This is a genomic window from Nocardia sp. CA-129566, from assembly GCF_050956075.1.
In the GTDB taxonomy this organism is placed as follows: domain Bacteria; phylum Actinomycetota; class Actinomycetes; order Mycobacteriales; family Mycobacteriaceae; genus Nocardia.
The window spans coordinates 7761786-7774742 of record NZ_CP192085.1 but is presented as its reverse complement, the minus strand read 5'-3'; the positions used below and the strand labels follow the sequence as shown (position 1 = coordinate 7774742).

General features: G+C 66.1%; 10 protein-coding genes. 6 read left to right on the top strand and 4 right to left on the bottom strand.

The features are described 5' to 3' along the window. Nucleotide 1: 1 nt before the first annotated feature. The 4 genes from ACQP0C_RS34490 (at nucleotide 2) to ACQP0C_RS34475 (ending at nucleotide 6213) form a co-directional block, all read left to right on the top strand. Entirely contained in the window at nucleotides 2-895 is an 894-nt protein-coding gene (locus ACQP0C_RS34490; protein WP_433726885.1) for a hypothetical protein, read from the top strand. Nucleotide 896: 1 nt separating this feature from the next. Then, nucleotides 897-2822, top strand: a complete 1926-nt coding sequence (gene asnB / locus ACQP0C_RS34485; protein ID WP_433726883.1) for an asparagine synthase (glutamine-hydrolyzing) — start codon at nucleotides 897-899, stop codon at nucleotides 2820-2822. Further along, nucleotides 2822-3991 (top strand): cytochrome P450, encoded by a 1170-nt coding sequence (locus ACQP0C_RS34480; protein WP_433726881.1) that lies wholly within the window; start codon nucleotides 2822-2824, stop codon nucleotides 3989-3991. Before asnB ends, ACQP0C_RS34480 begins: the two co-directional genes overlap by 1 nt. Nucleotides 3992-4182: 191 nt before the next feature. Then, nucleotides 4183-6213, top strand: coding sequence for a CocE/NonD family hydrolase (locus ACQP0C_RS34475; RefSeq protein WP_433726879.1), 2031 nt, complete (start codon nucleotides 4183-4185; stop codon nucleotides 6211-6213). Nucleotide 6214: 1 nt separating this feature from the next. Here the strand turns inward: ACQP0C_RS34475 and ACQP0C_RS34470 are convergent, their stop codons facing one another. The 3 genes from ACQP0C_RS34470 to ACQP0C_RS34460 all read right to left on the bottom strand — a co-directional run bounded on the left by ACQP0C_RS34470 (nucleotide 6215) and on the right by ACQP0C_RS34460 (nucleotide 9842). After that, the gene (locus tag ACQP0C_RS34470; RefSeq protein ID WP_433726877.1) at nucleotides 6215-6871 is read right to left on the bottom strand and encodes a TetR/AcrR family transcriptional regulator; all 657 of its coding nucleotides are present in this window, start codon (nucleotides 6869-6871) and stop codon (nucleotides 6215-6217) included. A 67-nt stretch (nucleotides 6872-6938) separates the two neighbouring features. Continuing rightward, on the bottom strand, nucleotides 6939-8153 hold the full coding sequence (locus ACQP0C_RS34465; RefSeq protein WP_433726875.1) for a L,D-transpeptidase: 1215 nt from the start codon (nucleotides 8151-8153) through the stop codon (nucleotides 6939-6941). A 126-nt stretch (nucleotides 8154-8279) separates the two neighbouring features. After that, the gene (locus ACQP0C_RS34460; RefSeq protein ID WP_433726873.1) at nucleotides 8280-9842 is read right to left on the bottom strand and encodes an LCP family protein; all 1563 of its coding nucleotides are present in this window, start codon (nucleotides 9840-9842) and stop codon (nucleotides 8280-8282) included. Nucleotides 9843-10035: 193 nt separating this feature from the next. On the opposite strand from ACQP0C_RS34460, the gene ACQP0C_RS34455 reads away from it, so the two are divergent. After that, nucleotides 10036-10689, top strand: a complete 654-nt coding sequence (locus ACQP0C_RS34455) for an SDR family NAD(P)-dependent oxidoreductase (protein ID WP_433726871.1) — start codon at nucleotides 10036-10038, stop codon at nucleotides 10687-10689. 128 nt (nucleotides 10690-10817) lie between these two features. Continuing rightward, a complete protein-coding gene (locus ACQP0C_RS34450) occupies nucleotides 10818-11948 on the top strand; it encodes a serine hydrolase domain-containing protein (RefSeq protein ID WP_433726869.1) in 1131 nt (376 codons plus the stop codon). Between the two features lie 79 nt (nucleotides 11949-12027). Here ACQP0C_RS34450 and ACQP0C_RS34445 read toward each other — a convergent pair whose 3' ends face one another. Continuing rightward, a complete protein-coding gene (locus ACQP0C_RS34445; RefSeq protein WP_433726867.1) occupies nucleotides 12028-12846 on the bottom strand; it encodes a hypothetical protein in 819 nt (272 codons plus the stop codon). Between the last annotated feature and the right edge of the window lie 111 nt (nucleotides 12847-12957).

The window sequence follows — 12957 nt, the reverse complement described above, 5'->3', positions numbered from 1 at the left end:
CATGCCGACAACCATCATCGCCGCGGCGACCAATACCGACACCGATACCGGCAGCTACTTCGAACATGCCGCACGTGCCGCCCGAGAGTGCCTGGAGCGCGCGGATATCGCACCCGATCGGGTGGGCATGCTCATCAACGCGGGCGTCTACCGGGACAGCAATATCGTCGAACCCGCCGTTGCGGCGCTGGTGCAGCAGCGCATCGGTATGGGCCTGCGCTATGCCTCGGGCAATGTGCCCTCGTTCTCGTTCGATCTGATGAACGGCGCGGGTGGCGTGGTACACGCGCTGGCCGTGGTCGATTCGTTCTTCGCATCCGACGCAATCGACCACGCGCTGGTCATCGCCGGTGACACCCATCCATCGACACAGTTCCAGGTGTCCGACTTCCCATATACCAGCACCGGTGCGGCACTGCTGCTCGCACGAGACGGTGCTGCGGGCGGTTTCGGCGGCCTGTACACCGCAGAGCCGGACGACCCCGTCGAACCGCTCGGGTTGGTGCCGCTGAGCGAGGTCGGCACCCAGGGACGCTCGACAATGGTCGTGCGCGCCGATGCCGGCGATCCACTGCATTGGGCCACCAGTGCGGTGCGCGCCTGCATTACCGGCGAAAGCATCCCCACCGCAGACTTTTCGGCGGGTTCGGCGGTGCTGCTGGCCCCGGAGCCGGTACCCGGCTTCGCGAAACTGCTCGCCGCCGCCCTGGATCTACCGAGTGAATCGGTGCTCGCGCTCCCGCCCGAGGTGGGCGATCCGCACACCGCCGCACCGATTTTCGGCTACACCAGCGCCCAAGGCAGCTTCGACACCCTACGAACAGTGCTGTTCCTGACGGCCGACGGCAGCTCGGCCGCCTGCCTGCCCTACCACCCATCGACCGAAAGGCCGTGATATGTGCGGCATCAACGGAATAGTCGACTTCGCCGCCCCGGTCGACCCGACCCCCATCGGGGCGATGAACGAAATCCAACGCCATCGCGGCCCCGACGGTTTCAGCACCTGGCACACCCACAATGTCGCCTTCGGCTTCCAGCGCCTGGCCATCGTCGATGTAGCGCACGGCGCCCAGCCCGCCCGCAATGAGGACGACACCATCCATGTCGTCTTCAACGGTGAGATCTACAACCATCGAGAACTGCGCAGCGGCCTCGCCGCGCGCGGGCACCAGTTCCGCAGCCACTCCGACGCCGAGGTGATCCCGCACCTCTACGAGGAGTACGGCACGGGCTTCGTCGAGCGCCTGGACGGCGATTTCGCCATCGCGCTGTGGGACGCCCGCCGGGAACGGCTGCTGCTCACCCGCGACCGGGTCGGCGTGAAACCGCTGTTCTACCACCAGTCCGGCAGCCGGGTCGTCTTCGCTTCGGAGATCAAGGGCATCTTCGCATCCGGGCTGGTCGAGGCGTCCATGGACCCGCAGGGGCTCAGCGACTGCCTGTTCTACGGGCACACCATCGCACCGCGCACCTTCTGGCAGGGCATCGACGATCTGCCACCGGCGACCATCGTGACCATCGATCGCCGCGGCACCTCCCAGCAGCGCTATTTCACGCCGTTCCTGCGCCGCGATCCGGATGCGCCGCTGCTCACCGGCCGGGCCGCGATCGAGCGGTTCGACGCGGCCTTCACCGCCGCGGTGCGCAAGCGTCTGCCCGACGAGGTGCGGGCCGGAGTCGCGTTGAGCGGCGGCCTGGACAGTTCCGCCATCGCCGCGGTCGCGGCTCGTCGCTGCGACGCACCGCTGACCACCGCGAGCATCCGTCTCACCGGCGAAGTACTCGATGAGACCCCGATGTCGCGGCTGGTCGCACAGTCGCTCGGCGTGCCCAATGACGAGGTCGAGATGACCGGCGCGCGAGCCTGCGAACTGCTGCCGAAGAGCCTGTGGCACTTCGAATCACCGTTCTGGTACGGCGCGGTCGCCACACCCTTCCTCGAGCTGACCGAATTCGCTCGGCGCAAGGGCCTCAAGGTCGCCATGAGCGGTGACGGCTCCGATGAGCTGTTGGCGGGCTACGACTTCTACCGGCTGATGAAGCTGAGCGCCCGGTTCGAACAGCTGAAGTTGGGCCGGGCCCAGACTGCGATCTGGCGCAATGCCACCAAATGGGTCGGTGCGCCATCGGGTCTGGACGACCACATCGTGTCCGTCGCGGGACGTCGTCCCGAATACACCGCGCGCTACGGCGAGGTGCCGCCCTGGATCTACCTGTGGAGCGCGCTCGGCGACACCACCGGCCCCATTGCGCCCGAGGGCCTCCCGGTGCCCTCGGCACTGGCCCCGCCACCGCGGCACGACAGGTTGCGCCGCCAACTGCATTTCGAGTTCTACACCCGCCTGCCGCACTGGGTACTGCCGATCTCGGACCGCCTGGGGATGGCCAACAGCATCGAGGTCCGGGTGCCCTATCTCGACCGCGATGTCATCGATGTGTGCGCCGATCTGTCACCGGAGATGCTGGTGCACTGGGGAACCGAGAAATACGCGCTGAAGCGGGCGACCGCCGATGTGCTGCCGAAGCAGATCGTGCGCAGGCGCAAGAAGCCGTTCATGACGCCGGTCGGTCCGTGGTATCTCACCGGTTCCGGTGCGGATCTCGCGCACGATCATCTGTCTCGGGATTCGGTGCGCCGCTATGGGATCTTCGATCCGGTTGCCACGGAACGAATGTGGCGCACCGCGGTCGATCGATCCGGAACCTGGGCCGCCACGGCCGCGGAATGGGGCTGTCTGGCCGTCATGTCCACGCATCTCGTGCTCGATCAATTCCGGTCGGTCGGCGCGAGTACGCCCGCAGCGCGGATGGGGGTGGCGTGATGAAGTCCGCCGCGGCGCACGAATACGCACTGCACGGATTCGCCCAGCCCGCATTGCCTTTGGTGCTCGCGGCCGGATCGCTGATCAAACCGATCCGGCGCGTGCCCAAACTCGGCTGGCTGGTCGCGGATCCGGAGCTGGCACGCCAGATCCACGGCGATACCGAACACTTCAGCATTATCGGCGACGGCGCCTCAGGGCACTGGTGGGGCCAGATGCTCGGCGATTGGGTCTTCGAGCTGTTCGAGGGCCAGCCGCATGTCGAATTTCGCGCGAAGGTCCGCGACCTGTTCACCCCGGAACGGTCGAGGGTAATTACCGAACGGTCCGTGGGGCCGATGCTGCGCAAACTCACCGACGACCTTTCGGCCGGAAAAACCGTTGATATGGCACAGTTCTCGCGCGAGTTCACCGGCCGCAGCATGGCGGAGCTGGTCGGCCTGCCGGTCGACGATTCCCCAGCCGCATACGAAGAACTGTTCGGCTTGGTCGAGGCGATGGCCAACCTCGGCAAGGGCAATTACGACACCACCGTGGTGTCCGAGCGCAACATGCGCAAGGGACGTGCGGTGGCCGATCGCATCGCCGCATCGGTGCCCGCCGTGTACGAAACCGCCGACCCGAGCACCACCATCGGGCGCAGTCGCGAACTCGGCCTCGGACCCGAGGTCACCCGCCGCATGGCGGCCTTCCTGGTCGTCGCCGGAACCGCGACGCTGGCGAGCACCCTGGGCCGAATGGTGGCACTGCTGCACGATAGCGGAGCGCAGCACGACCTGATCGAGGACCGGAGCTTGATTCCGGACGCGGTGCGCGAGGCGCTGCGGGTCACCAGTTCCATGCCGATCGTCGGGCGCGGTGTCGTCGAGGATATCGAGTTGGCCGGTAGGCGGTTACGCGCGGGAGACCGGGTGAAGATCATGACCTGGTCGATCAACAATGCGGCGGGTGGCTATGACCTGCATCTGGGCAAGGTGCACCAACTGCGGCAGCTCTGGTTCGGCGGCGGCAGACATATCTGCCTCGGCGCGAGTCTGACCCATGTCGAACTCGCGGCGGTACTGGAAGCCATGACCGCGCCCGGTCGCCCGTGGCGGATTACCAAACGGCGCTACCGCACGAATGTGTTCGTTCCGCTCTACCGGCGACTGGAGATTGCCCTGGTCTGATTTCGGTGCCCTTGCCGCGCAGCCGGTTCCAGGGAGAATGCTTGGCAACTTATTCTGGGTTCGCGGGCCTTGGTTCGCTGTACAGAGCGTTGCCGTGCGTCGTGGTTGCACACCAACCGTGATGCACGTTAATGTACCAACTCGTTGATGGGAACGAAGTAGTTCCTCATTGCCGGGAGGGTTTGGCAAGCATGATCCGACGTCGACGTCAGATTAAGGCAGTGGCTGCTGCCATAGCCACGATCACCGTGTTTGCCGGAGCCGTCGTCGCGGCCGCGCCGACCCAGGCGACGCTGGGGCTCGATGCCCAGTTCACCGCGACTCATGCCGGGCCGCAACAGTATCCGAACGTCTATATCGACTGGGACGTCCCGATCACCATGAGTGACGGCACGGTATTGAAGGCCAATGTCTACCACCCGGCGGACGCGTCCGGCCGACCGATCGTCGAACCGACGCCGACCATTGTGAACCTGACGCCCTACACCAAATTGGTGGCGAATATCGCCGACTCCGTCCTGGCCATACCCGGTCTGGCCGAGCCGCTGATGCAGGCGCTGCACGGTTTCGATCTCTCGGCCTATGGTCTGAGCGGAATCAGTGATCTGGCACAGGCTTTGGCGGGCGGCACCGCACGTACCTTCGCGGTGGATCGCAAACTGGTGCAGAGCGGCTACACCCAGGTGGTCGTCGATGTCCGCGGCACCGGTTTCTCACAGGGCACCTGGCAGGTATTCGGCGAGCGCGAGCAGCAGGACGGCGTCGAGGTGGTCGACTGGGCGGCGGCGCAGCCGTGGTCCAGCGGCAAGATCGGCATGAGCGGCATCTCCTACTCGGCGATCAACCAGTTGCAGACCGCCGAGCGCAGACCCGCCGCGCTGCAGGCGATCTTCCCGATCGTGCCGGGCAGCGATCTGATCCGCGATGTGGCCGCGCCCGGCGGCGCACTCGGCATCGGGTTCATTCCGGAGTGGCTGCTCGCCGTCGACGGTTCGAAGCTGATTCCGGATGTGGTGTCGATGCTGGCCGGGAAGTTCGACTGGACCTGGCTGGCCGACCGCGTCCGTGACCCGTTCACCTTCTTCAATATGATCATCATGGCCCTCGGCACGCAGAGCATGGATGATATTCCGGCCGAGATGTATTCGGTGCTCGACGACCAGAGTCCATTGCGCACGGCCTGGATCGGACATCCCGAGCGAATCGATGTGCCGACCTTCGTCTATGGCGGCTGGCAGGACATTTTCGCCTACTCCGCGCCGCGGGTCTACAACGCGATCAGTATCCCGGACAGCCAGAAGAAGCTGGTGATGGACAACAACTATCACATCACCACCGGCTCGGGCATGGGTGACGCCGACGGACCGGCCGCCCTCGATGTGCTGCAGCGCGCATGGTTCGACAAGTGGCTCAAGGGCATCGACAACGGCATCGATGACTACGACCAGGTGACCCTGTGGCAGCAGGGCGGCGGCTGGACGCACACCTCGAGCTTCCCGCGTCCCGATATGGATTACCGCCGTATGTATTTGAACGCCGCGACCTCGGGTACCGCGCCGGGCAGCGCCTACGACGGCAGCCTCAGCACCGAGCCGGGCGGGCCCGCGCGGGTATCGATCGCGCCCGGCCTGACCACGCTCTGCTCGCGCGACGGTGCCCAGGGCACCGCGGGCATCGTGCCGCTGCCGGATATCTGCACCAAGGATTCTCGGATCGCCGAGACCAACGGCCTGACATTCACCAGCGCGCCGGTGAGTGTGGCGACCCCCATCTCCGGCCCGATCGCGGTGCACCTGAATACGGTCTTGGACGCCACCGACGGCTACTGGACGGTGACGCTGAACGATGTTGCGCCGGACGGACGTTCGACGCAGTGGACGCACGGCCAGCGGACCGCGTCGCTGCGCGCGGTCGACGAGAGCAAGGCCAGCCGCTCGGCGAACGGCGACTATACCGATCCCTATCCGTACCTGACGCTGGACACCCGCGAGCCGATCGTGCCCGGCCAGCCGACGGTCATCGATATCGGCATGCTCGCCACCGACGGCGTACTGCAACCGGGACACCGGCTGCGTGTCGACGTCTTTGCCGGGAACTTCCCGAGCAGTCTTCCGCTGCGCCCCTTGCTGAACGAGAGCGGTCTGCGACCGCAGCACATCGAACTGGATCCGAATCAGCCGAGCTGGGCGAACATTCCGGTCGGGGGCGAGCCGGGCTGGTGATTCAGACCGGGCCGGAGCCGAGCAATACCAGCGCGGCGCGCGTGAGTGTGGGCGCCAACGCGGGTAGCTCCTGCGGCCCGGATTCGATCAGGGTGGCCCTGACCCGATCGTCGATGCCGCCGAGCAGCACATCGAGCAGTCCGGGATCGGGTTCGGCGCGAACTTCGCCCGCGCGCACACCGATTCGCGCCGCCGCGACCATGCGGTAGCCGAACATGCGGTGCGTGCGGGCCCGGCGGGCGATGAGTCCCGGTCCGGCGGCGAGGGTTTCGATATGCAGCGCCCGCGCCGCCGCCGGTTCGGCGGCCAGGAACTCCAGATACGTCCGCAGCGTCGTGCGCACCAGTTCGACGAAGGTATCCGCGCCCGATTCGGCGACCACGCGGTCGAGTTCACGGGTGATCACGTCCACCGCGAAATCGAATGCGGCGGTGAAGCATTCCTCTTTGCTCTCGAACAGCCCGTAGAACGTCCGCCGCGCCACCCGCGCCCGGCCGACGATATCGGTAATGGTGGTCGGGCCGTAACCCAACTCCGCGACCGCCTCCAATGCGGCGATATAGAGCCGTTCGCGCTGTGACGTCGCGACCTCGTCCCGGGTCAATCGATGCGGCCCCCGGGGCAGGCGTTCCGGAGAAGCGCTGGTCAACACGGTCATAATGTCGACGATTCTGCCACACCAGGCACTTTCGCCCAGATGTTGCGGCCAGGCGCGAGAAACCGGCTCAGTGCAGGGCGCTGCCCTCGAGCCACTGATCCCAGGGCAGGCCCCAGTCGCCGTTCTGCCAGACCTCGAGCGGTGCGCCGCCGGTATTGCGGACCTCGACGACATCGCCGGGAATCGCAAAGTTGAAGAACCACTGGGCATTGGTCGCGCTCAGGTTGAGGCAGCCGTGTGAGAGGTTCTGGCTGCCCTGCGCCCAGACGGTGGAGTCGAGCTGGTGCAGATAGATTCCGTCGGTGCTGATGCGGGTGGCCCAGCCGATGGCCTCCTTGTAGCCGAGCCGGGAATTGACCGGCAGGCCATAGGTGGAGGAGTCCATGATCACCGGGTTGCCCTTGTCCATCACGGTGTAGATGCCCGGTTGGGTCCAGAAGCTGAGCGTCTTGCCCGCGATCACTTCACTGCCGCCCCTGCCCATCGAGGTCGGCATGGTGCGGACCAGATTCCCGTTCTCGAAGACCTGAACCTGTTTGGTGTTGTCGTCGGCAATGGAGACGTGCGAGGGGCCGATGGTGAAGGTGGTCTTGCTGTCCTCCTGGCCGTACAGGCCGCCGCCGAGGTCCGCGCCGTAGATATTGGCCGCGACGGTCACCTTGGTACCCGGTGCGTAGTACTGCTGCGGCCGCCAGTGTGCGTTGCGCTTGTCGAGCCAGTACCAGGAACCCTCGACCGGCGGGTCGGTGGTCACCGAGAGCCGCTTCTCGGCGACGGCCTTATCGGGGACGTCCTCGTCGAAATGCGCGACGACGACGGTGCCGACGCCGAAGGTGCCGCCGTCGGCCAGCGGGGTGCCGCCGGTGGTGGTCAGATACACCTTGGTCTGGTTGTTGGGCGCGAGCGTGCTGAAGGTCGAGGTGGTCGGGCCGACGCGGCCGGTGATGGTGAGGCTTTCGGCGGAGATCGTGTAGGTGTGCCCGTATCCGAGCGGTTCGGCGGGCTTCCAGGCCGTCTTGTCCGGGGTGTAGATGCCCTCGACCGACCGGCCCGCCTCATTGGTCAGGGTTACCGAACTCAGCAAGCCGTCGTTCGCGGTCACCACGACCGGCGCGAGCGGATCGATACCTTTGCCACCGTTCGGGGTGATGGCGATCGGGGGCAGCGGCGGCCCGGCCTGGGTGGTCGGTGCTTCCGGTTCGGCCGAACATCCGGCCGTTATCAGCGCCGTCACCAACGCAAAACCCGCAGCTGCTCTCCACCGGAAACGGCGACTCGACATGACTCTCCTGTGTTTCGCCGTGCGTTCCCTGCGGCGCACCTAACGACGTACTGGCCCCTGCCGTAGTTTACCGGCCGTTTCGCGGTGACTTCTCCGCTGAAGATGTGACCTGCGCCGATATGCGGATCAGTTGACGCAGGGCACAGAGCTGCCGATCGTGGTCGCGACCGGCTTACCGGAATCGGGTACTGGCAGGGCGGAGGTGGTGGCTTTGGCGGTGGTGGTCGGGGTCGCGCTGGAGGTCGGCGTGAGTTCGGCGGGCATGGTGAAGTCGCTGGCGATGACGACGGCGATATGACCCGCTTCGACATTCGGCGATGCCGTGGCGGTGAGGCCGAGGGTATCGGCGAGTTGCGTGGCATCGGCCTGCGCGCCGAGACCATAGGTGATCGTGGTGGTCGCACCGTCGGTCTGCGTGCCATTGCCCACGATGCCCTGCGGATAGCCGCGTTTGGTGAGTGCGCCGGAGAGCTGGGCGGCCCGGCCGGGGTAACCGCTCGCATTCTGGACATCGACGATGCTGGTCGGGGTGTGCACCGGTGTCGTCGGCGCGGCCTCGATGCCGAAGGCGGCGCGCACTTCCTTCTTGATGGCCGCCGGATCGACGATATTGACGTCCTGACCGTCGATAGTGTCGTAGCGCAGCACCGGCAGGGTCCGGAATTCGACCGAGATCGAGCCCGCCGCGCCGAGGTCGCGGGCGAAATCGAGCAGATTCCAGCCGTCGGACAGCACGATATCGCGGTGCGCCACATCCATCAGGCCGGAGAGCTTGCCGAAATTGGTCAGGGTGCCGGTTTCCTTCAACGATTTGGCGACCGAGGTCAGGAAGGCCTGCTGGCGGTGGGTGCGGTCGAGGTCGCCGTTCTCCAGCCCGTGCCGCTGGCGCACGAACGACAGCGCGTTCGCGGCGTCCAGGTGCTGCGGGCCCGCGGGGAAGACCGCGCCGGAGTAGTAGCTGTCGTCGACCGCGTGATTGAGGCAGACGTCGACGCCGCCGAGCTTGTCCGCCAGGTCGTAGAAGCCGACGAGCGAGATCTCGGCGAAGCGGTCGATGGGGACGCCGACCAAGTTGCGCACGGTCTGCACGATCGATGCGCGGCCCGCCTCACGGCCCGCACGCTCGAGGGCGACCTTGTCCTTTTGGCCCGAATTTTCCAGTTTGGTCTCGGTGGCGGCCTTTTTCAGCCCGTAGGCCTCCTTGATCTTGGCGTGGTCGTAGCCGGGGATGCCGGAGACCGCGACATAGTCGTCGCGCGGAATGGAGAAGGCGACGATCTTGTGCATATCGGCGGGAATATGCAGCAGAATGAGCGAATTCGCGTTGTATCCGCCGTTCTCGCCGTCACCCGCGTGCAGCTGGTCCAGGATCTCCTTCGGCAGATCCTTGCCGTCGAGGTCCTTGCGGGTGTCCAAGCCGATCAGCAGGATATTGAGGTCGCCGCCGAGTGACCGCGGCGCGTCCTTGCCGATCGCATCGGTATGGGTGAAGCCATTGTCGAATTCGGTCTTGGCCGACCAGGCGAATCCGGTGCCGGAGAGCACGGCGAGGGCGGCCATCGAGACCAGGACGCGCGTCGCGATCTTCGCCGCGCGGCGGCCGCGGTGTCGGTGGGGGCCCGCGTGCCGGTGCCGGGCATGGCGCGCGCTCGGCCCGATCTTGGGCAGCTCGACGGTGTCGTCATCCATGGCGCCCGACTCGGTCCCGGATCATTTTCGCCGCCTCAACTCTCGTCTCGACTCATTCGACACAGCGCACGTCCGGGATTACCCGCTACCGACCAGTTGTCACGCTCAACCTTCCCAGTGATACCGGCTGCACCCGGCGCAGGCAAGAATCGGACATTGTGACCTGCGGAGATTCGTGTCTAGGGTCATAGTCATGACTGGTCGCTTACTTCTCGTCCTAGGTGCCGGTCCCGGCGTCGGGCTATCCGTCGGCCGCCTTTTCGCGCGTGACGGATATACGGTTGTACTGGCATGCCGCTCGGCCGAGGAGGCCGAGCCATTGGCGCGGGAACTGCGGGCGGAGGGGTTTGCCGCCGAGGGGGTCGGTGTCGATCTGGCCGATCCCGCCGACATCACCCGCACCGTGACCCAGGTGGGTGAGCGGCATGGTCGGATCGATGTACTGCACTTCAACCCGAGTATTTTCCGGGAGGCGGATCCGTTGACGCTGACCGTCGCGGAGTTGATCGAGGATTTCACCATCGGTGCCGCGGCGCTGCTGCCCGCGGTACAGGCCGCGCGGCCGTTCTTCGCCGATGCCGCGCGGGTGCTGGTCACCGGCAGTGCGGCGGCGGACCGGCCCTGGAATCAGGCCGCATCGCTCGGCGTGCAGAAGGCGGCGGTGCGCAATCTGGTCACCAGCCTGGACACCACCTTGGCCCCCGAGGGCCATCGCGCGGTTGCGGTGCAGATCAATGGCGTCCTCGGCGAGGGCGCGTTCACCAGGGATCGGGTGGCCCAAGCGCTGCACGCGGCCGCCATCCGCGCCCCCGATGACTGGACGCCGCACGTCGCCTACGAGGGCTGAGGTGATGTGACGCGCCGACCTGCGACTCACCCGCTCGGGATGCTGCTTCGAACCGAACGGTCTCTATTCCGGTATCCCCGTTCGCACCGGTGATCATCGGCCGAGCGGGCCGTAGCAAGGGAGGATGTATGCGGCGGTTCGCGGTAACGGCGGGTTTGGTCATTGCGCTGGTGATCTCGATGCTGCCGAGTCTGGCTACGTCCACCGCCGAACCGGGTCCGCTGCGTGTCGAAGTGCTGCGAGTCGGGTTCGAGGCGCTGGTCAGGTCGACCGCCGTTCCCGGTGGGCAGCTGGTCCTGACCGCTGACGGCAGGGATACCCAGATCAACAGCGGCGTAGGCGATCTCGCGACGGGCGCCGCGTTCCCGGATACCGCGCAGGTCCGGATCGCCAGCAATACCAAGACATTCGTGGCGACAGTGGTGCTGCAATTGGTGGGAGAGGGGCGCGTTGAACTCGACGCTCCGATCGAGCGGTACCTCCCGGATGTGGTGCGTGGTCCCGGCGGCGACGGGAATCTGATCACCGTCCGAAATCTGTTGCAGCACACCAGCGGTATTCCCGATTACCTGACCCGATTGGATCTGGACTCCCCGGAGGCATTGCGGCGGTACCAAACCGCTGATCAGTTGATCCGGCTCGGTCTGGACGCACCGTCGCGATTCGCTCCCGGCTCGGCTGTCGGCTACTCCAACACCGACTACCTGCTGGCCGGGAAGCTGATCGAGCAGGTCACCGGCCAGCCGGTGGGTGATGAGGTGACCAGGCGCATTCTGCAGCCGCTCGGATTGCGTGACACCTACTGGCCCGCGTTCCCATTGGAGACCGTGATCCGCGGCCCGCACCCGCGCGGATATCAGAATTTCAACGGCACCCTGGTCGACATCACCGATATCGACCCGGGCTGGGGCCTGGCCGATGGCGCGCTGGTCTCCACGGGCGCCGACCTGAACCGCTTCTTCGAGGGACTGCTCGCCGGAGGACTGCTCGCCCCTGCGGAACTCGCCGAGATGCAGCGCACGAGACCGACCAACAATCCGGCGCTCCCCAACGATATCGGCCTCGGTCTGTTCCACCGCACCAGCTTCTGCGGCGTAGATATCTGGGGCCACGGCGGCGCCATGGACGGAACCTTCGTCTACGGCGGGTACACCGCGGCCCGCTCTGTCACCTTCAGCCTCAACCAACTCCCGCCATTGTTCGGCCTGATGCACAAGCCCGGCATGGATGGTCTGGTAGACGCCGTCTTCTGTGGATAGTCCGGCTGGCCGAGCACGGACCGACCGGACGCTGGCCTCGCACTCGGCCAGCGACCGGTTGTCGCCGAAACGATTTCGGTTAGTTCGGCTGTGCTGCGGTGGTCGGCGCGGGCTGAGTGGTCGTGGTCGGCGCGGGTTGGGTGGTCGTCGGCTTATCCGCGAACCGGGTGGTGCCGTCCGGGGCCAACATCGTGTTGACGAAATCCACGCCAGTGGCCAGTAGCGTTGGACCACCCACGACAATCGTTCCGATGATCCCGCCGACCGTCGCACCGGTAGTGAGTCCGCCGATGCAGCCCGCGGCGATGGTGACCACGCAGCCGATGACCGCGCCGATGGCGGTGCCGACGAAGCTGCCGATCGCCGTGGCCAGACCGAACTGACTGGCGAATTCATTGCGGGCGCGCTGGTTCTCGACCATCGATGCCACCGGTTTGACGGCCAGCGGTTGGGTGATGTCGAGCCCCGCGGGCTTCTGCGGCGCCAGCTCGAGTACCGTGCCGTCCTTCTTCAGCACCGGCTCGACCGGGATTTCGGTATCGGCGATTCGGAACTGCAGCGGCAGTGTCACCACGACGTGGCCGTTGGTATCCGCGAGATCGACCACATCGACAACGTCGGCGATATCGGCGGCCTTACCGTCCTTATCGACCAGCGTGCCGTTCTTATCGGCCAGCCGCCCGTCGCCGCCCGTCGCCAGCTCACTGCTCGTGGTCTTGGACAGGGTGAAGGTGCCGCCGCGCACGCTGGCGACGACGGTTTTCTCGACCAGTTTGACCGAGTAGGTGATGTCGTGGCGCGCGGGCGCGGTGTCCGGCTCGGCATACGAGACTCCGGCGCCCATGGTCACGGCACCGATGACAAGGATCGCCGCCGCAGTGCTATCGCAAAGCTTCATTCGGTATTCCATTCCGTCATCAGAATTTTCGCCTCCGCGCCTCCCGCGCGCAGGCTCGGCTCTCCCCACGCTCGCGAGGTGGTCTCCGCGCAATGTACTCATCTGCGTGGC

Excerpts from the sequence above, each read along its gene's own strand:
- ACQP0C_RS34480 (WP_433726881.1), top strand. The coding sequence starts at position 2,822 with ATGAAGTCCGCCGCGGCGCACGAATACGCACTGCACGGATTCGCCCAG.
- asnB (WP_433726883.1), top strand. The coding sequence starts at position 897 with ATGTGCGGCATCAACGGAATAGTCGACTTCGCCGCCCCGGTCGACCCG.
- ACQP0C_RS34450 (WP_433726869.1), top strand. The coding sequence starts at position 10,818 with ATGCGGCGGTTCGCGGTAACGGCGGGTTTGGTCATTGCGCTGGTGATC.
- ACQP0C_RS34455 (WP_433726871.1), top strand. The coding sequence starts at position 10,036 with ATGACTGGTCGCTTACTTCTCGTCCTAGGTGCCGGTCCCGGCGTCGGG.
- ACQP0C_RS34445 (WP_433726867.1), bottom strand. The coding sequence starts at position 12,846 with ATGAAGCTTTGCGATAGCACTGCGGCGGCGATCCTTGTCATCGGTGCC.
- ACQP0C_RS34475 (WP_433726879.1), top strand. The coding sequence starts at position 4,183 with ATGATCCGACGTCGACGTCAGATTAAGGCAGTGGCTGCTGCCATAGCC.
- ACQP0C_RS34465 (WP_433726875.1), bottom strand. The coding sequence starts at position 8,153 with ATGTCGAGTCGCCGTTTCCGGTGGAGAGCAGCTGCGGGTTTTGCGTTG.
- ACQP0C_RS34470 (WP_433726877.1), bottom strand. The coding sequence starts at position 6,871 with ATGACCGTGTTGACCAGCGCTTCTCCGGAACGCCTGCCCCGGGGGCCG.
- ACQP0C_RS34460 (WP_433726873.1), bottom strand. The coding sequence starts at position 9,842 with ATGGATGACGACACCGTCGAGCTGCCCAAGATCGGGCCGAGCGCGCGC.
- ACQP0C_RS34490 (WP_433726885.1), top strand. The coding sequence starts at position 2 with ATGCCGACAACCATCATCGCCGCGGCGACCAATACCGACACCGATACC.